This window comes from Bacillus paramycoides, from assembly GCF_038971285.1.
Lineage (GTDB): Bacteria > Bacillota > Bacilli > Bacillales > Bacillaceae_G > Bacillus_A.
In genome coordinates, this window is the sequence record NZ_CP152427.1 from 4,412,750 (window position 1) to 4,430,614 (window position 17,865).

Annotated in this window: 19 protein-coding genes and 3 other annotated features; of the genes, 6 read left to right on the forward strand and 13 right to left on the reverse strand. The window is 36.7% G+C overall.

The window, feature by feature from the left end; genetic code table 11:
* Positions 1–14: 14 nt before the first annotated feature.
* Together pheS and AAG068_RS22840 are read right to left on the reverse strand one after the other, a co-directional pair.
* Entirely contained in the window at positions 15–1,049 is a 1,035-nt protein-coding gene (gene pheS, locus AAG068_RS22835) for a phenylalanine--tRNA ligase subunit alpha (protein ID WP_342715924.1), read from the reverse strand.
* A gap of 44 nt (positions 1,050–1,093) precedes the next feature.
* Positions 1,094–1,322: a binding site (T-box leader), on the reverse strand.
* Positions 1,323–1,370: 48 nt separating this feature from the next.
* Positions 1,371–2,168 (reverse strand): TrmH family RNA methyltransferase, encoded by a 798-nt coding sequence (locus AAG068_RS22840; protein WP_275894603.1) that lies wholly within the window; start codon positions 2,166–2,168, stop codon positions 1,371–1,373.
* 82 nt (positions 2,169–2,250) lie between these two features.
* On the opposite strand from AAG068_RS22840, the gene sspI reads away from it, so the two are divergent.
* From sspI to AAG068_RS22865, 5 genes are all read left to right on the forward strand, one after another.
* Positions 2,251–2,460 (forward strand): small acid-soluble spore protein SspI, encoded by a 210-nt coding sequence (sspI, locus tag AAG068_RS22845; RefSeq protein ID WP_000009513.1) that lies wholly within the window; start codon positions 2,251–2,253, stop codon positions 2,458–2,460.
* A 176-nt stretch (positions 2,461–2,636) separates the two neighbouring features.
* Complete coding sequence (locus tag AAG068_RS22850) at positions 2,637–3,194, forward strand: HD domain-containing protein (RefSeq protein ID WP_098668068.1); 558 nt, start codon at positions 2,637–2,639, stop codon at positions 3,192–3,194.
* 139 nt (positions 3,195–3,333) lie between these two features.
* Entirely contained in the window at positions 3,334–4,047 is a 714-nt protein-coding gene (locus AAG068_RS22855) for a CPBP family intramembrane glutamic endopeptidase (protein WP_342715925.1), read from the forward strand.
* 141 nt (positions 4,048–4,188) lie between these two features.
* Entirely contained in the window at positions 4,189–4,560 is a 372-nt protein-coding gene (locus AAG068_RS22860) for a DNA-binding protein (RefSeq protein WP_342715926.1), read from the forward strand.
* Between the two features lie 37 nt (positions 4,561–4,597).
* The gene (locus tag AAG068_RS22865) at positions 4,598–4,954 is read left to right on the forward strand and encodes an ammonia permease (RefSeq protein WP_342715927.1); all 357 of its coding nucleotides are present in this window, start codon (positions 4,598–4,600) and stop codon (positions 4,952–4,954) included.
* A 22-nt stretch (positions 4,955–4,976) separates the two neighbouring features.
* Here AAG068_RS22865 and AAG068_RS22870 read toward each other — a convergent pair whose 3' ends face one another.
* Both AAG068_RS22870 and AAG068_RS22875 read right to left on the reverse strand, forming a co-directional pair.
* Positions 4,977–6,776 carry a DHA2 family efflux MFS transporter permease subunit gene (locus AAG068_RS22870; protein ID WP_342715928.1) on the reverse strand — a complete coding sequence of 600 codons (1,800 nt, stop codon included), beginning with the start codon at positions 6,774–6,776 and terminating at the stop codon, positions 4,977–4,979.
* Between the two features lie 12 nt (positions 6,777–6,788).
* Positions 6,789–7,442, reverse strand: a complete 654-nt coding sequence (locus tag AAG068_RS22875) for an HlyD family secretion protein (protein ID WP_048531600.1) — start codon at positions 7,440–7,442, stop codon at positions 6,789–6,791.
* 297 nt (positions 7,443–7,739) lie between these two features.
* Here AAG068_RS22875 and AAG068_RS22880 point away from each other — a divergent pair, with 297 nt between their 5' ends.
* On the forward strand, positions 7,740–8,357 hold the full coding sequence (locus AAG068_RS22880; RefSeq protein WP_342715929.1) for a TetR/AcrR family transcriptional regulator: 618 nt from the start codon (positions 7,740–7,742) through the stop codon (positions 8,355–8,357).
* 40 nt (positions 8,358–8,397) lie between these two features.
* On the opposite strand, the gene AAG068_RS22885 is transcribed toward AAG068_RS22880, so the two are convergent.
* The 9 genes from AAG068_RS22885 to AAG068_RS22925 form a co-directional block, all read right to left on the reverse strand.
* Entirely contained in the window at positions 8,398–9,483 is a 1,086-nt protein-coding gene (locus AAG068_RS22885; RefSeq protein ID WP_342715930.1) for a M42 family metallopeptidase, read from the reverse strand.
* Between the two features lie 69 nt (positions 9,484–9,552).
* Positions 9,553–10,044: a dUTP diphosphatase gene (locus tag AAG068_RS22890; RefSeq protein WP_000365050.1), complete on the reverse strand. Its 492-nt coding sequence runs from the start codon at positions 10,042–10,044 to the stop codon at positions 9,553–9,555.
* A gap of 469 nt (positions 10,045–10,513) precedes the next feature.
* Positions 10,514–10,870 (reverse strand): 50S ribosomal protein L20, encoded by a 357-nt coding sequence (rplT, locus tag AAG068_RS22895; RefSeq protein ID WP_001138362.1) that lies wholly within the window; start codon positions 10,868–10,870, stop codon positions 10,514–10,516.
* A 37-nt stretch (positions 10,871–10,907) separates the two neighbouring features.
* Positions 10,908–11,108 (reverse strand): 50S ribosomal protein L35, encoded by a 201-nt coding sequence (rpmI, locus tag AAG068_RS22900; RefSeq protein ID WP_001125945.1) that lies wholly within the window; start codon positions 11,106–11,108, stop codon positions 10,908–10,910.
* 21 nt (positions 11,109–11,129) lie between these two features.
* Positions 11,130–11,633: a translation initiation factor IF-3 gene (gene infC / locus AAG068_RS22905; protein ID WP_000973214.1), complete on the reverse strand. Its 504-nt coding sequence runs from the start codon at positions 11,631–11,633 to the stop codon at positions 11,130–11,132.
* Between the two features lie 62 nt (positions 11,634–11,695).
* Positions 11,696–11,816 (reverse strand) — a sequence feature (ribosomal protein L20 leader region).
* Positions 11,817–12,026: 210 nt separating this feature from the next.
* A complete protein-coding gene (thrS, locus tag AAG068_RS22910) occupies positions 12,027–13,964 on the reverse strand; it encodes a threonine--tRNA ligase (protein ID WP_342715931.1) in 1,938 nt (645 codons plus the stop codon).
* A 47-nt stretch (positions 13,965–14,011) separates the two neighbouring features.
* Positions 14,012–14,240: a binding site (T-box leader), on the reverse strand.
* A gap of 31 nt (positions 14,241–14,271) precedes the next feature.
* Complete coding sequence (gene ytxC / locus AAG068_RS22915; protein ID WP_306184461.1) at positions 14,272–15,153, reverse strand: putative sporulation protein YtxC; 882 nt, start codon at positions 15,151–15,153, stop codon at positions 14,272–14,274.
* A 278-nt stretch (positions 15,154–15,431) separates the two neighbouring features.
* Positions 15,432–16,370 (reverse strand): primosomal protein DnaI, encoded by a 939-nt coding sequence (dnaI, locus tag AAG068_RS22920; RefSeq protein ID WP_342715932.1) that lies wholly within the window; start codon positions 16,368–16,370, stop codon positions 15,432–15,434.
* A 33-nt stretch (positions 16,371–16,403) separates the two neighbouring features.
* Positions 16,404–17,810 (reverse strand): replication initiation and membrane attachment family protein, encoded by a 1,407-nt coding sequence (locus AAG068_RS22925; protein WP_342715933.1) that lies wholly within the window; start codon positions 17,808–17,810, stop codon positions 16,404–16,406.
* Positions 17,811–17,865: the final 55 nt, after the last annotated feature.

The following is a 17,865-nucleotide window of genomic DNA, read 5'->3' on the forward strand; positions in this document are numbered from 1 at the left end:
ATCCTCTCCTTCCCTTACGCTCGTTTGAATTGTTGTAAGAAACGTACATCATTTGTATAGAAATGACGAATGTCATCTACGCCGTATTTCAACATTGCGATACGCTCTGCGCCCATACCGAATGCGAAACCTTGATATTCTTTTGAATCATAACCAGCCATTTTAAGTACGTTCGGGTGAACCATACCTGCGCCTAAAATTTCAATCCAGCCAGTTCCTTTACAAGTGCCGCAACCTTTTCCGTGACACATCATACAAGAAATATCCATCTCTACAGATGGCTCTGTGAATGGGAAGAAACTTGGACGAAGACGGATTTCACGATCTTCACCGAACATCTTTTTCACGAATACTTGTAGTGTACCTTTTAAGTCACTCATGCGAATGTTTTTATCGATTACAAGACCTTCAATTTGCATGAACTGGTGTGAATGCGTCGCATCATCGTCATCGCGGCGATACACTTTACCAGGACAAATAATTTTGATTGGGCCTTTTTCTTTGTTATTTTCCATCGTACGTGCTTGCACAGAAGATGTATGTGTACGTAGTAACGTTTCTTCTGTAATGTAGAATGTATCTTGCATATCACGCGCTGGGTGATTTTTCGGTAAGTTTAATGCTTCGAAGTTGTAGTAGTCTTTTTCTACTTCTGTTCCTTCAGCTACTTCATAACCCATACCGATGAATACATCTTCAATTTGTTCAACAACAGCTGTTAACGGATGGTGACAACCTGTTTCAACAGGACGACCTGGCAATGTAACATCAATTGTTTCATTAGCTAATTTTGCTTCGATTACTGCTTTTTCTAAATTACTAATTTTGTCGTCTAAGCGAGTTTGAATCGCTTCACGTACTTCATTTACTAATGCTCCCATACGTGGACGCTCTTCTGCTGATAATTTTCCCATGCCGCGTAATACTTCTGTAATTGGGCCTTTTTTTCCTAAATACGCTACGCGTACGTCGTTTAAGCCTTTTAGCTCTTTCGCTTCTTCAATAAGCTCTAACGCTTTTTGCTTTAGCTCTTTTAAACGTGCTTCCATTTTGGAACCCTCCTAATTTTAAAAATAAAAAAACCTCGCTCCCAAAAAGGGACGAGGTAAATTCGCGGTACCACCCTAAATTGACAGAACATGTCTGCCCACTCATTAGTTATAACGATCAATTCTGACCGGAACGCCTTTACATGTACATGGTCCTGGCGTCAACTCCAGAGGTGAATTCACTTCCGTCTACCATAAGAATGCTTTCAGTCTACGGCATTCTCTCCCTATATGGCGATTTTGTAAGCTACTCTTCTCTATCAACGTTTTTCGTTATTTAACTTTTAATATAATGTACTTCAACTTATTATAAGAAGTTTTTTATTTGTTCGCAACCGGGCTTTGTAAATAATACGTTAAAATCCCTGCTGCAACTGCAACATTTAATGATTCTGCCCCGCCGTAAATCGGAATATACAAGTTTTGATCCGTTTTCGCAAGAATTTCTTGGCGTACGCCATTTCCTTCATTTCCTACAATTAATGCAAAACTACCAGCTGGTGTTACTTCCCCGTACGGAACTCCATTTTCAAGAGCTGTTCCATATACAGGAACGTTATGTTCTTTTAGCTTGTCTACCCATTCTTCTAAGTTACCTTTTACAACTGGTAAGTGGAAAATAGAACCTTGTGTAGAGCGAAGCACTTTACTATTATATGCATCAACGCATCCTTCTCCAAGCACAACGGCATGAATACCAGCTGCATCAGCTGTACGAATAATTGTCCCTAAGTTACCTGGATCTTGCAGGCCATCTAATAAAAGAAACTTCCCATCAGCAAGAGCTACTTCCTTCTCATGCTTTTCACAAACAGCAAATACACCTTGCGTCGTTTCTGTTTCACGAAGTACTTTTACGATAGCTTCAGGTACGATATACATTTCTACATCATTAACTGTCCAATCTTTCGGAAGGTCTGTCTGATCTGAAACGATAAGTTCCGTTACAATTCCTGCCTTTAAAGCTTCCTCCACTAAGTGGAATCCTTCTACAAAAAATAAACCTTTTTTATCACGCTCTTTTTTCGTCTGCAGCTTTTTCCACTGCTTCACACGCGGATTTTGTACTGAATCAATGTTTTTCATAATATGTATTTCCCTCTCTTCTTGTCTTATCATTATAGCCTATTTTTCATACATATTTACATAAAAAAGAACAAAAACTAACGTCAGTTTCAATTCTGAAGAAGAGGTGAAAAGAATGAGTTTTAATTTACGCGGTGCTGTATTAGCAAATGTATCTGGTAATACACAAGATCAATTACAAGAAACAATTGTCGATGCAATTCAAAGCGGTGAAGAAAAAATGCTGCCAGGTCTTGGTGTTTTATTTGAAGTCATTTGGAAAAACGCTGATGAAAATGAAAAGCACGAAATGTTAGAAACACTAGAGCAAGGATTAAAAAAATAAGCAATTTGAAAATCACCTTTGCATAGGCCAAGGTGATTTTTTTACGGAAAAATTTTTTCTTCTCCTAAACATTTCTACTTTACTAACGAACTATGATGGAGTACAATGTTCAAAATACATTTAAACCGATCAATTTTTCTTTATAGACACCATAAGATAAAAGGAGTGAATGTTTTATGCATCGTATTACGCTTGAACAAATTTTTAAACACCATATTACACAAAAATACGTAAATCGTTCTGGGATGGTCCACGCGATCGCTGTCGCTTACCATGCGTTTCACTTAGCTAAAAAGCATCACGCCTCAGTCGATGCTGCGACAAAAGCCGGTTTCCTTCATGACATCGGACATCATACGTGGTACACAGGCGGCGAATGGGACTATGATTTATACAAAAAGAATGATATACACGCAATTAAAGGAGCAGAAAGAGCTCATAAATTGCTTATTAGATTAGGAGAACATCCGAAACTAGCAAAAGAAATTTCTATTGCGATTCTTCTTCATACAGATTCTTTCTTAGTACAACAAGAAATTGAAAGAACATCTCTGCAAAACATTATTAAATGGGCAGACGAAGCAGATGAAGAACCGGGCGGAGCGCATCATTATAGAACGATTTCTTATGAAAAAGCATTAAAAGCTATTCAGCAGTTAGATCGATTGGTAGAGCGCGAATTGCAAATAGAGCAATCAAAATTGAATAACAAGGCCGAACATAGTTATCAATGAGAAAGAGGCATCACTATAGGGTGATACCTCTTTTATTATTTTATGGAAAACACACCTGTATATGTAATATTTAAGTTTTACATCCAAAAATAAAATACTTTATACTTAAATATAAAAATATAAAGAGGTGATTTTACAAATGCAACCCGCTACACAACTTTCTAATAAACAGAAATACTCTATGTCATGGGGACAATTTATTAGCTCCGTTTTATTCGCTTTTTTCGGAACCGGACTTATTACTGTGTTCCTCGCAATGCCCTTAACAATTTATACAGCCGGTCTTACAGATAAAAAACAAATTGCCCTGTATGAATCTATCGTAAATACTGCAAGTATCGTATTACAACTAGCCGTGTTGTTATTCTTCATTTTTAAATTCGAACCCGCAAAAAAATTACTACTACAATCCTTTAACTTTAAAGCACTTAAAGAATGGCGTACATACGTATACTTACTTCTTTTCTTCGCTATAAACATTTTACTCAATTACATCTTGTTAAATTATGTGTTCCAAGACGCAACGAATCAGCAATCTTCCGCACTAAACTTAGATGTTTTTAAGCAGTATCAAATATTATTACTTCTCGGCTTCGCCATACTCACACCAATTTTTGAAGAGCTTATTTTCCGTGGTTTTATACTTCGCTTCTTCTCAGAACGATTTCCATTTTGGATTGCAGCGATCTTAACAAGCCTCTTCTTCGGTATCGCTCATACATACTCACTTGGAGTAATGGTCATTACTTTCTTTATGGGATTTTTAATGGCGATTTTATGTAAAAAAACAAAATCTATTATTCCAGCTATGTTATTTCATATTATGAATAATATGTTGGCGTTCTTGAATTAGAAAGAGGTATCCTCACGATACCTCTTTTATTAATTCGTATGATCACTTCTCATTTCTATCAATTTATACATATTTATTAATAATATCCAAAATAAACCTCATGCAGTAAAATATAACTGATTACATAGAAGGAGATTACATATGTTGAGCTTACTTTGGGTTGTTTATATGCCACTTCTTGTTTTATGCGGATTTTTCGGTGGTATTTTTTTAATTGTTACTAGCGTGAAACACCGTAAATTATTTGTCGGTTTAATGGGGCTACTTAGCTTTTCCTTTGTCACACTACCTTTTGTTTTTTGGGGCATGGGAGTGGAGAGCAATACACTCCTCCCTATTTCAACTCCTTTATATTGGATACTGTTTTCTTTAACTGGATTATTAGCAGGGGTAAGTGGAGTACAAGCAAAAATTAAAAGTATCCATAATATGGGACTCATTATTTTTATCGCTGGATTATTAGGGGTTATTTTCTGGGTACTCATGTCTGTAGGTGATTCATTCTATATATAACATTTTTTGAAACTCACAAATTGGAGGTAATACAGAAGTGTTCGGAATATTAACTTGGATGATTTTAGCTCTTACTTTGATGTTATGTGACTTCATCGTTGGCATTTTTTTAATTATTGCTGGTATTAAATGTCGTAAATTACTTACTAGTATAGCTGGTTTCATTAGCATATCGCTTATCGTTGTTCCTATCATTTGTATAGGTTCTGGAATAGATTTAGAGGGGATGGTTCCAATTTCGGGAACTTTATATTGGAGCTTCTTCTCTTTAGCTGGACTATTAGCTATTATAAGCGGAAGAAAAATATCAAGTATTCGTTCTATGGGGACGATTTTGTTTATAACAGGGCTATGCTCCGTAACGGGTTATCATCTTTTATATCTAACTGCATAAAAAACAAAAAAAAGCAGGGAAATTAATTCCCTGCTTTTTTATTTGGTTTATTGCCTGATGGTAAGAAGAACGATAACACCCAAGCAATACCTGCTAGTATCGTTGCAATTAAGAAGGCATCGTTAATACCGTTAATTGCAGATAGCTTTGAAATTTGTCCATATAATAGTTGCGTGCTCATCGCATCTCCTGCTTGGGCCGATCCAGCTAAGGTTGCTAAGCTTTGCCCCATGCCGTGTACTTTATCAACTAAAATTGGATTTGAAGTTGTTAACATATTGCCGTAATCTGCTACGTGAGCAGTCGTTTGTTGCGTCATAAGTGTAATTAATATCGCCGTTCCAATTGAACCAGCTACTTGTCTTGACGTATTTTGCGTTGCTGTACCGTGAGAAATTAATTTCATCGGCAGTGCGTTCATACCAGCTGTCATAATTGGCATCATAATGAATGACATACCAATCGAACGTATAATATAATCCGTCATAATAACGCTATACGGTGTATCCATCGATAACGTTGTGAATTCATATGTCGCAAATGTTGTAATGGCTAATCCAACAATTGCTAACGGACGAATACCATACTTATCAAATAGTTTACCTGCAATAGGTCCCATGATCCCCATAATTAATGATCCTGGAAGTAATAATAAACCTGATTCTATCGGTGTGAAACCGCGAATGTTTTGCAGATATACTGGAAGTAATAACATACCTCCGAATAATGCCATCGTAACGATTGCGTTAATTACTAAAGTAAAAGTAAATACTGGGTATTTAAACACTTGTAAATCAAGCATTTTATTATCTGTTGTTAACTCTCTCCAAATAAATAACGCTAAACCAATTACACCGATAACAAGCGAAATAACAACTTCGGCGCTAGTCCAACTATTATTTCCAGCTTCACTAAATCCATACAACAAGCTTCCTAGTCCAATACTTGAACTAACAACACCAAATACATCTAATTTCGTGTTAGACACTGGCTGAGCTAGTGTAAAGAATTTTAAAGATAGGAACGTAATAATTAAACCGATAATAAACATCGCATAGAACATTAAGTTCCAGCTGTAATTCTCAATCACCCAACCTGTTACAGTCGGTCCGATAGCTGGAGCTAAAATCATCGCTACACCTAGTAATCCCATCGCTGCTCCGCGCTTATGAGGCGGGAATAATGTCATGAAGATATTCATACCAACCGGCATTAAAATACCCGCACCAACCGCTTGAATAACGCGGCCCGTCATCATCATCGTAAAGTTTCCGGAAGTAGCACAAATGATAGATCCTACCGTGAAGAACAACATTGCTGCTACGAATAATTTACGATACGTAAATCGTGAAACTAAAAAGGCACTAATCGGTACTAAAATACCATTTACAAGCATGAAACCTGTAATTAACCATTGTGCTGTTGAAGTTGATACGTTAAATTCATTCATTAACGGAGGCAATGCAACGTTAATGATTGTTTGGTTTAAAATAGAAACGAACATGCCGAGAATTAATACAGCTACAACTGCTTTTACGTTCACATTCTCTACAGGCGTAGACATTTGTTTTTTCGGCACTTCTTTTTCTTCTTTTACTTCTTCTTGCTTTCCTGTTTCTAACTCAACTACATTAGAAATTTCCGATTCTTGCTTTCGTTCAATTTCTTTCTCTTCTGTTTCTACCTTACTTACTTCTATTTTATTTACGGCTGGGACTTGTTCTTCTCCCACGTTCGTTTTTTTCTTTCGTAAAAGACGATTTACAAGGAAGAAGACGATTATACAAAATAGTGCATATCCTACAATTGCAATTGAGGACATCTCATCTCCCCCTTACTTATGAATACGAACTGACACATTCATTCCAGGAACAATATTTACTGATTTACTATGATCTAAAGAAATTTTAACTGGCACTACTTGTGTTACTTTCGTATAGTTCGCTGTTGCGTTGCTTGATGGTAACATAGAGAATGTGTTCGCTGTTGTTAATCCAACTTGCTCTACTTTTCCTGATAACGTTGTGTCTGGGTATGCATCTACATACACATCTACGTCTTGACCTTTTTGTACATCGTCAACATCTGTTTCTTCAATGTTTGCTGTTACCCATAAATTGTTCATATCAAATGCATAAGCAATTGGGCTACCTGCTCCAACGAAAGCATTTGTCGTCGCGTTTGATTGTACAACTGTTGCATTTTGTGGAATTGTTACATCTACTGTTTGTTCTCCATTTGCTGCCGCTACAGTAACAGCACCTAATTTATCGTTTTCATTGTAGTTCTTACCTACTTCAGCTTTCCAGTCAGTTAATTTACCTGCTACTGGTGATGCAATCGGAATTACCTTTCCATCAATTTTTGCATTGTCTGTTTTTAAGTAATTTTCCGCTTGATTGTAATAGTAATAACCGCCAATACCGCCACCAACTAGTACAATTAATGTGATAATGTTAATAATCACCATTCTTCGAAACTGATTCATTGCATTCCTCTCCTTATATCGCATATAATTTTTTTCTAAACTATTTATGTCCTTATTGTTTAGACTGTTTAATTGTTAATTATATTAACTTTTAAACAAAAAAATCACACCATCTGCGGTGTAAATCGAAATTTATCTACCTGCGAGCGGTGCTGATTTCTGAAGGACTATCGTTTATAATTATAAATAATTATTTTAAATCTACAACCGACAATTTACGTATGAAATGTCGCTTAAACAACAATATAATACCAATATGTTGTTTAAGTATAGAAAATTAAACGAGGGGAAGTAAAAATGTCTATTAAAAATACAAATGATCCACGTGTAAAGCGGACGAGACAACTCATACAGGATGCTTTTGTCGCTTTAGTAGGCGAAAAAGGATTTGACGAGGTAACTGTTCAACATATTGCAGAACGTGCTCCAGTAAATCGTGCTACGTTTTATAGTCATTACCATGATAAATATGACTTATTAGACAAAAGCATCGAAGAAATGTTAGAGAAGTTAGCCGAAGTTATTAAACCAAAAAATAGGAATAAAGAAGAATTTCAACTTACTTTTGATTCACCACATCCGACATTTTTAGCTTTGTTCGAGCATATAGCAGAAAATGCGAACTTCTATAACGTTATGCTTGGCGATAAAGCTGCTGGAAACTACTCTTATAAAATGATGAAAACGATACAAACACATTTAACATTAAGCTTATCTATTTCACAGCCCGATGATAAAGATCTTATGGTTCCTCGTGATATTTTAATTAGTTATGTGACAGGAGCTCATATCGGGATGATTATGTCATGGTTAAAAAGAGGGATGATATATACACCGCATTTTATGGCTATGCAATTAACTCGTTTAATTATTTTAGGAGCTCATACTGCGGCAGGATTAGAGAGACCTTTTTAAAACATAAAAAAGCGAAGGAGAAACTCCTTCGCTTTTTCTATTAATTAAATGTAATGTTATGTACAGCCTCTTTATCAAGACGTTTAATAACTTCTACAATTAACTTCACTGCATTTTCATAGTCATCACGATGTAACATTGCCGCATGAGAATGGATGTAGCGCGTTGCAATCGTAATGGCCATAGACGGAATACCATTTACAGCAATATGGATTGCACCTGCATCCGTTCCGCCGCCCGCTACTGAATCATATTGGTATGGAATTTCCAATTCGTCAGCAACATTAACTACAAAGTCACGTAAACCTGTATGACCAATAACAGAGGCATCATATAAAATGATCTGTGGTCCATCACCCATTTTACTTTGCGCTTCTTTTGACGTTACACCAGGTGTGTCACCAGCGATACCAACATCTACTGCGAACGCGATATCTGGTTTAATATAGTTTGCAGATGTTTTCGCACCACGAAGACCAACTTCTTCTTGTACAGTCCCTACGCCGTATACAACGTTTGGATGCTTTTCATCTTTTAATTGTTTTAATACGTCAATTGCAATTGCACAACCAATTCGGTTATCCCATGCTTTTGCAAGTAACATCTTTTCATTCTTCATCACTTGGAATTCAAAGTAAGGTACTACTTGATCTCCTGGTCGTACGCCCCACTCCATTGCTTCTTCTTGGCTAGAAGCACCAATATCAATGAACATATCTTTAATTTCAACTGGCTTTTTACGCGCTTCTGGAGGTAAGATGTGCGGTGGTTTTGAACCAATTACACCTGTTACATCTCCTTTACGCGTTACAATTGTCACGCGCTGTGCAAGCATAACTTGTGACCACCAGCCGCCAACTGTTTGGAAACGAAGGAAACCTTTGTCATCAATTTGCGTGATCATAAAGCCAACTTCATCTAAATGACCTGCAACCATAATTTTCGGGCCGTTTTCTTCCCCTACTTTTTTCGCAACTAAACTTCCTAAATTATCAGTAGAAAGCTCGTCTGCAAACGGCTCAATATATTTCTTCATTACTTCGCGTGGTTCACGTTCGTTACCCGCAATACCACGTGCATCTGTTAATTCTTTTAGCATTGTCAATGTCTCGTCTAATTTTGTCATTGCCAACACCCTCCTTTTTCTTCAGTCACTTCATTATACAAAAGGAAATTGAAATATTCAAAAATTAACTTAGTATCCTTGTGTTTGACGCTGATGATTTACTTCGTTTTTATCTAAATATGCCTTTTCGATCTCTTCTTGTTCAAACTCAAGCGCTTGTCCAAGTCGAAGGTAGCTTGTAAATAATTCAATATAGTTCGTAATAGATGGTTGATCTGTAAAACGAATTACCTTCGCATATGTGTCTAAGAAAATTTCTACTTGTGTTTTATTCGTCTGTGCACACTTATAGAATAGGAAGTTTTTATCAATACCTAAATCAATTCCGATTGATAAAATAAAATGTAATCCATCTACGTATTCTTCTAGTATGACTTCACGTTCTGATGCTGGTTTGTTGCTCCAATATTTAAAACAACGTGTTTCATTTGCAAGTTCTCCAATTTCTACAAGCAGAGCTAACATTTTTTCTTTTAGCAACTTTTTCGGTTGTAAGTCATGCTCCTTCGCAATACGGTCATCTAATTCTTTTTGTAATTTAAATAGTTGTAGTAAGTCCATTCTATTGTCCTCCTCCAACATCGCATTTTACGCAACAATGTTGTTTCATCTCAAAGTTCATTATTATTTTTCGTTCCTTATTAATAAGTCAGCTATCTACCTCTTTACAAAATAGCTTGTCCTTAATTTATAAATACGTTTCAATCATCACTATTAGATTGTTCACTCCGATTGGTGATAGTTAATAATTATCTAGGAATTGCCCACTAATAAAAATGTTATTTTATCTGATGAAAGTTCCATATCATCTTTCCATTATAGCAGTGTCGTTTCAGGTAGGAAAGATACTCTTCTTTCCAGAGGGTGATAATTAAAAGAAGCCAGGAGGATTCTCCTGGCTTCTTTTATATATTCTTCTATATTACTATAGCTTTTATATTGGTTTTGTCATATCGATAACGACATATCTCTCTTTGTATACAAACAAAAAACCTTAGAAGAAAAATCTTCTAAGGTTTCAACTAATTAATTAGTTAATGTTGTTTTTTGCAACTGTTGCTAATTCAGCGAAAGCTTTTTCGTCATGAACAGCTAAGTCAGCAAGCATCTTGCGGTTAACTTCGATGCCAGCATTTTTAAGACCGTGCATTAAGCGGCTGTAAGAAAGACCATTCATACGAGCTGCTGCGTTGATACGTGTAATCCATAATTTACGGAAGTCACGTTTCTTTTGACGGCGGTCACGGAATGCATACATTAGAGATTTCATAACCTGTTGGTTAGCAACCTTGAATAATGTATTTTTTGAACCGTAGTAACCTTTTGCTAATTTAATTACTTTTTTACGACGTTGACGAGTAACTGTACCACCTTTTACTCTTGGCATAATATTACCTCCTAATTGTTCTATATATCAGCCGAACTTATTTTAAGTTGTCAAGCATTTGACGAATGCGTTTGAAGTCACCAGCGCTTACTACACCAGCTTTACGTAGTTTACGTTTAGCTTTTGTAGATTTGTTAGCGAATAAATGGCTTGTGTAAGCGTGAGAACGTTTCAGTTTACCTGATCCAGTCTTTTTGAAACGCTTTGCAGCGCCGCGATGAGTTTTTTGTTTAGGCATAGGTATTTCCTCCTCTATCTATTACTTATCGTTTTTCGGTGCTAAAACTAAGAACATACTGCGTCCTTCCATTTTAGGCTTAGATTCGATTGTACTAACTTCAGCACAAGCTTCTGAGAAGCGATCTAAGACACGTTGACCGATTTCTTTATGAGTAATGGCACGTCCTTTAAAGCGAATTGACGCTTTAACCTTGTCGCCTTTCTCTAAAAACTTGATAGCATTACGAAGTTTTGTGTTAAAGTCGTGTTCATCAATTGTTGGACTTAAACGAACTTCTTTCATGCTAATTACTTTTTGATTTTTGCGCTGTTCTTTTTCTTTCTTCTGTTGCTCAAAGCGGAATTTACCGTAGTCCATAATGCGGCATACTGGCGGTTTCGCATTTGGAGCAACTAATACTAAATCAAGATTAAGATTTGCAGCTAAGTCTAAAGCGTCATTACGAGACTTGATTCCAAGTTGATCGCCATTTGCACCAACTAAACGTACTTCACGTGCACGAATTTGCTCGTTAATCATCATATCCTTGCTAATAGTAAGCCACCTCCAAGGTTTTCTCAGAACATAGTTTGTAGTCATAGAACCCGACAAAAAAAGTGCGGGCATACGACACCCACACTTGTAAAATCTTAAGTAAGAAATACATTTACCTGTAAACTGCGAATGCGTCCATCAGGTGAGAAGCGGGTGCTTCTACTTGTTCCACAAAACAATATTCTATTATCCTTGATGAGTTTATCATAGGACATGACGTCTGTCAAGAAGACGCGATGTGTTTTACTAACAACAAGAAATATTGTAACAAACAACTAACATACTTGCAATACTTTTTTATGATAAGTGTTACATGGTTATTTTTTCTAATTTTTCTCACTTATATTACATAGAAAAGCCGCGGTATACCGCGGCTTTTTCTTATCGTTTTCCTTCTACTTTAATCATGTCAACAAAAGCATCTAATGCGATTGTTTCTGATTTTTGTTCACCGTATTTACGTACGTTTACGCCGTTTTCAGTTACTTCGTTGTCACCTACTACAAGCATGTACGGAATTTTTTGCATTTGTGCTTCACGGATTTTGTAACCAATTTTCTCCTCACGAGTATCTAATTCAACACGAATACCAGCACGGCGTAATTCGTCTTGTACTTTCTTCGCATAGTCTAAATGTACTTGCGGAGAAACTGGAATTACTTGTACTTGAACTGGAGCTAACCAAGTTGGGAATGCACCTTTGTATTCTTCAATTAAGAAGGCTACGAAACGTTCCATAGTTGATACAACACCACGGTGAATTACAACTGGACGATGTTGTTTACCATCTTCACCAACGTAAGATAATTCAAAGCGTTCTGGAAGTAAGAAGTCTAATTGTACAGTTGAAAGTGTTTCGTCTTTTCCAAGAGCAGTACGAACTTGAACGTCAAGTTTTGGACCATAGAATGCCGCTTCACCTTCAGCTTCATAGTAATCAAGACCCATTTCATCCATAGCTTCTTTTAACATACCTTGTGCTTTTTCCCACATCTCATCATCAGCATAATACTTTTTAGTATCTGCTGGGTCACGATAAGATAGACGGAATGAATAGTTCTCTAAACCGAAATCTTTGTACACTTCTAGAGTTAAGTTTACAACACGTTTTAACTCTTCTTTAATTTGATCTGGGCGAACGAAAATGTGCGCATCGTTTAAAGTCATTCCGCGTACACGTTGTAAGCCAGATAACGCGCCTGACATTTCATAACGGTGCATTGTTCCAAGTTCCGCAATACGGATTGGTAATTCACGATAGCTGTGAATATCGTTTTTATAAACCATCATGTGGTGAGGGCAGTTCATTGGACGAAGAACTAACTCTTCATTATCCATTTCCATTGATGGGAACATACCATCACGGTAGTGGTTCCAGTGTCCAGAAGTTTCATAAAGCTCTCTGCTTCCTAGTACTGGAGTGTATACGTGATCATAGCCTAAGCTTGCTTCTTTATCAACGATATAACGCTCGATAATGCGGCGGATTGTTGCACCCTTTGGTAACCAAAGTGGTAAACCTTGTCCTACTTTTTGGCTATTAGTAAATAATTTTAATTCTTTACCTAATTTACGGTGATCGCGCTCTTTCGCTTCTTCAAGCATACGTAAGTACTCATCTAATTCTGCTTTCTTAACGAATGCAGTACCGTAAATACGTTGTAGCATTTTATTATTGCTATCGCCGCGCCAGTAAGCACCCGCAACGCTTAATAATTTAAATACTTTAATTTTCCCTGTAGATGGAAGGTGAACACCACGGCAAAGGTCGAAGAATTCGCCTTGCTCATAGATTGAAATAACAGCATCTTCTGGAAGATCGTTAATTAAATCTAATTTTAACTCATCGCCGATTTCTTCAAAACGACGAATTGCTTCTGCACGTGGTACTTCATGACGAACGATTTCTAAGTTCTCGTTCACAATTTTTTGCATTTCTTTTTCGATTTTCTTGAAGTCTTCAACTGTAATTGCTTCTTCCATATCAATATCGTAGTAGAAGCCATTTTCAATTACTGGACCAATGCCAAGCTCAACCTTAACATCTTTATATAAACGTTTTAACGCTTGTGCTAAAAGGTGGGCTGTTGAGTGGCGTAAAATATATAAGCCATCTTCAGAATCTAATGTAATGATAGAAACTGCACCATCTTCTTCGATTGGTGTAACAAGATCGATCATCTCATCGTTTAATTTTCCAGCCACAGCTTTTTTCTTTAAGCCTGAGCTAATAGAAGCTGCGATTTCTTCAGTTGTTACGCCTTTTGGAAACTCCTTCACAGCTCCATCAGGGAAAGTAATTTTAACTACATCTGCCATCACTGGTCACTCCTCTTTTTCTCAAAATAAAAAACACTCATCCCGTAAAAAGGGACGAGTGTTGAATTCGTGGTTCCACCCTTGTTCCAATTAACCTTATTGTTAATTGCTCAAGTTCAACATAACGGTGTTGTCCGTTAGCAATTACTAGAAAAATCGTTCACTGCTAAAGTTTAGAGGTGGTAAGTAATAATCCCGTACTAGGAAGCTCACACCCTAAGGCTTCCCTCTCTGAAAATCGTAGAAAACTACTCATGTCCTCATCATGACATTTCAATATATTTCATTTATGTAGGTAATTATATGCTCAAAAACTTAGAAAATCAAGGGCGTTACCTTTATTTTTTAAATTTTTCACATTGCGCTCAAACTCATGTAATCCATGTAATTGTACCCGTTCTTGAAATACATTTCGCAAAGTAATAATCATATTATGGTCTTGTTCTTTCGTATATAAATAAATTTTTTTCGGCGAAATAGAAAGAAGTGGTGCAATTACTTTCGTATCAATATATACATCCTTTTGCTTCAATAATTCCTCATCTATATATTGAACCAATTTCTCCTGTTTTAAACGTCTACCTTTATCATCGTAGAAAATAAAACTCTCATCAAAAATAAGATGCACACAGGACAAACGTGATTTCCGGCTACGCACTTGTTGCCTTAGCGACTCAATAAACATTTGATATTCTTGTTCCAACTTATATTCATCAATCGCCACTTCGGCAAGCTTAGCTACCATTTCCCTATATGTACGAAGACGAAAACGAACATATGATGAAAACGAGAATGAAAGTGGATCACAAAGCCAGTTATTTAAAGAAGATTTAATATATGATTCAAATGTGTGACGCGTTAATTCACGGGTAATTCCTTTTCTTCTTCCCTTTAAAATCTCATGTGCCATATGCAATATTTGATGACACTCTTCCTCTTCTTCATAAAAAAACTTCTCTTTTAAGATTGTATATATCCACTCATTTTGTTTCACATTCACAATAAAATATACCATTACTGGCAATAAAATCTTTTCAATATAATTCGATTCACCTACTGGTATGTGAATCACCACTTTTTGTTCCTGTAAATACACACTCGTTTCCTCATATAACAGTTCCGCTCTTTTCAGTAGTTGTCTATATACGTGCATAGCATCATTTTTTTCTTCGAAGCAAATTTCAATCACTTTTGTCCCCCCTTTTATCCCTGCTCTAAAGGACTGTATCTATACGTTACAAATCCTATAAGAGTCCGTTCCGCGTGAAGTTCACTCTTAGTAGAATTACATTTCCTATCGTTAGAAAATCCACTCAATATGGCTTGCTAATTTTATATATATTAAGGGAGGGAGAAAAAAATGATACAAGCTACTACGAATTTTCAATAAGAACTTTTCATTTTACAATTCGACTACCTTGAAAAGTACTTCATACGAAAAAAAGAGCAAGCTTCTCAGCTTACTCTTTACTTATGGCGACGGTTTTTCCCGCCAATTGGAATTGGTTTCGCTAAATATTTAATTCGTTCCATAATACGAGCTGCTTTCATTTCTTCCGCTTCACCGCGCTGTGTATACGTTAAATGATGTTCCAACTCCTTGAAATCAAAGTTAGACGTAAAGAACGTCGGTAAGTTTTCTAACATACGGAATTGTAAAATTGCACCAAGCACATCATCACGCACAAAGCTTGACATCGCTTCTGCTCCAATATCATCTAACATTAAAACTTGTACGCGTTTCACCGCATCAATCTTTTCCCCAATCGAATTATCTTGAATCGAACTTTTAATTTCACGTAAAAATTCAGGGAAGTATACGAGCATCGAACTTATTTTCTTTCGAGCAAGCTCATTCGCAATTGCCCCTAGCAAATACGTTTTCCCTACACCAAATTTACCGTACAAATATAAACCTTGTACTTTTTTACCAGGTTCATATGTACTTAAAAATTCATTAGCTGCACCAATTGCATCAATACGTGCATCTAAATCTGATGGATCCAAGTTTTCCATCGTTGCCTGTAAAATATCAGATGGCATATATACACTTTGAACGAGTTTTTCATATTTCTTTCTCTCGTCATATGCTACTTTTCTAACGCAACGATCGTATTGAATATCGATCACCTTCCCTTGGATAACGAGCTTTGGCTCATATCCTTGCAACATGTTTTTACACGAGCCTAAATCCGGACAATCCGCGCAACCTACACTTTGTCCAATATATTCGTATAACTTCACAAGGCTACGCTCAATCATAGAAGTTGTTACTTCACCTTGATGTGCGTCTATAAATTCTTTCACACGCGGATGTGCCATTACTTCCGCCTTTAATACCTCATATCTATTTTTAAAATTTTCATTTTCCATTAACTTTGCAAATGAATTTTGAATATGCTCCATTTCCTCACCTCAAAGAGCGTTCATTCTCTTCTATTAATCACGCTTATATTTTTTCAACACTTCTTCTAGTCGTTTTCGTTCATCCTCTAACGTACTTGCACCTTTTTCAGCACTTACATCTTTTTTCACAGTTTCTTTCGCTTGTTCTTTCGGCTCTTCTTTCAGCCAATCTGGTACCATTTCTTTTCGCACCGTTTTCTTCGACGTACGACCTTTTTTCTTCGTCTCAGCCCATTCTTGATATTGACGGTTTTCTTCTTTCGCTAACGCCATTGCTTCAGCTACTGTACCGACCTTTTTACGCGCCCAATGCCCAGCAATCTTTTCTACGTACGTTTTCGCAAGTTTCATATCTGAGCGTAGCATAACGTAATAAATAAGTACATTCACAACACCTGGCATTAACTTTTGATTAATCATTACATCTTCAACGATTTGCAAGTCCGCCTTCGTCGCCTCTGCACCGCCAGAGATTTCTTTCAATAACTGCTTTGGTGAGATTTCCTCTAACTGTTTGATTAACATCTCTTCTTGCGTAGAAGGCTCTTTCTCTTTCATCATACGTGCAGCATGAGGCTGTACTCTTTCACTCAATACAGGTAACGCTTGCCCGTTTTCAAACTGATACCAATCACGCGCTCCTTTTCTAAGCCTTTCAATATCAATTGTCTGCATCTCTGTCACCGCACCAAGAACGATATTTTGCATCGATAACACATCTACATCATACACGTAAGCAAGTGTAATGACACATTCTCGCACTTGATCTGTAATTGCCTTTTTAGGGACAAGAGCAGACAATCCATCTACAAATAAGGAGAAATCAAAGAAATCATTCCAAACTTTTGGAGCGTCTCCCTTCTCGCGACTTGGCATAGCTGTCGTTTTCGGAATACGAAGATCCTCTTGCGCATGCTCAAGCTGTCCAGGATTAAACGAACCAAATACATCATTGAAAGAACGCGTAACATTTTCATAAGATACAAAATCAAATTCTTCTTCTAAGAAGTATTGCTTTACTTGATTATATTTTGTGCGACTCAATCGATTGTATAAAAAGATACTTAAAACAATATCATCAAAAAACTGCTTTGGAGATAAAGGTGGTTGCAGCTCATATATAAACATTCGAATATCTTTTTCTTTCTTAATATATACTTTCAAAAGCCCAATTGCCTCTAACTTTACTCGTTCCTCATATATTTCGGGAAGTTGCATTTGCATGGTCACCATAAGGGAATGATGCGTATTCTCTTTTCCAAACACACGATCTTGCTCTAACTCTCCCCATAGCGTCATGTACAAGCTAAAAGCTCTACTACCTATTAACGGTTGATACAACATCGTCAATACTTTTCGGTCGTAATTATGCAGTAACCCTTTCGCACTTACTTTATAACGATCAATCGGCAATAGCTCCATCCATGACTGTTTTTCCATTCTTGCTTTTCCTTTCTCTCATCCAATCTATCCTCTACTGTATTCGTTCTATCTT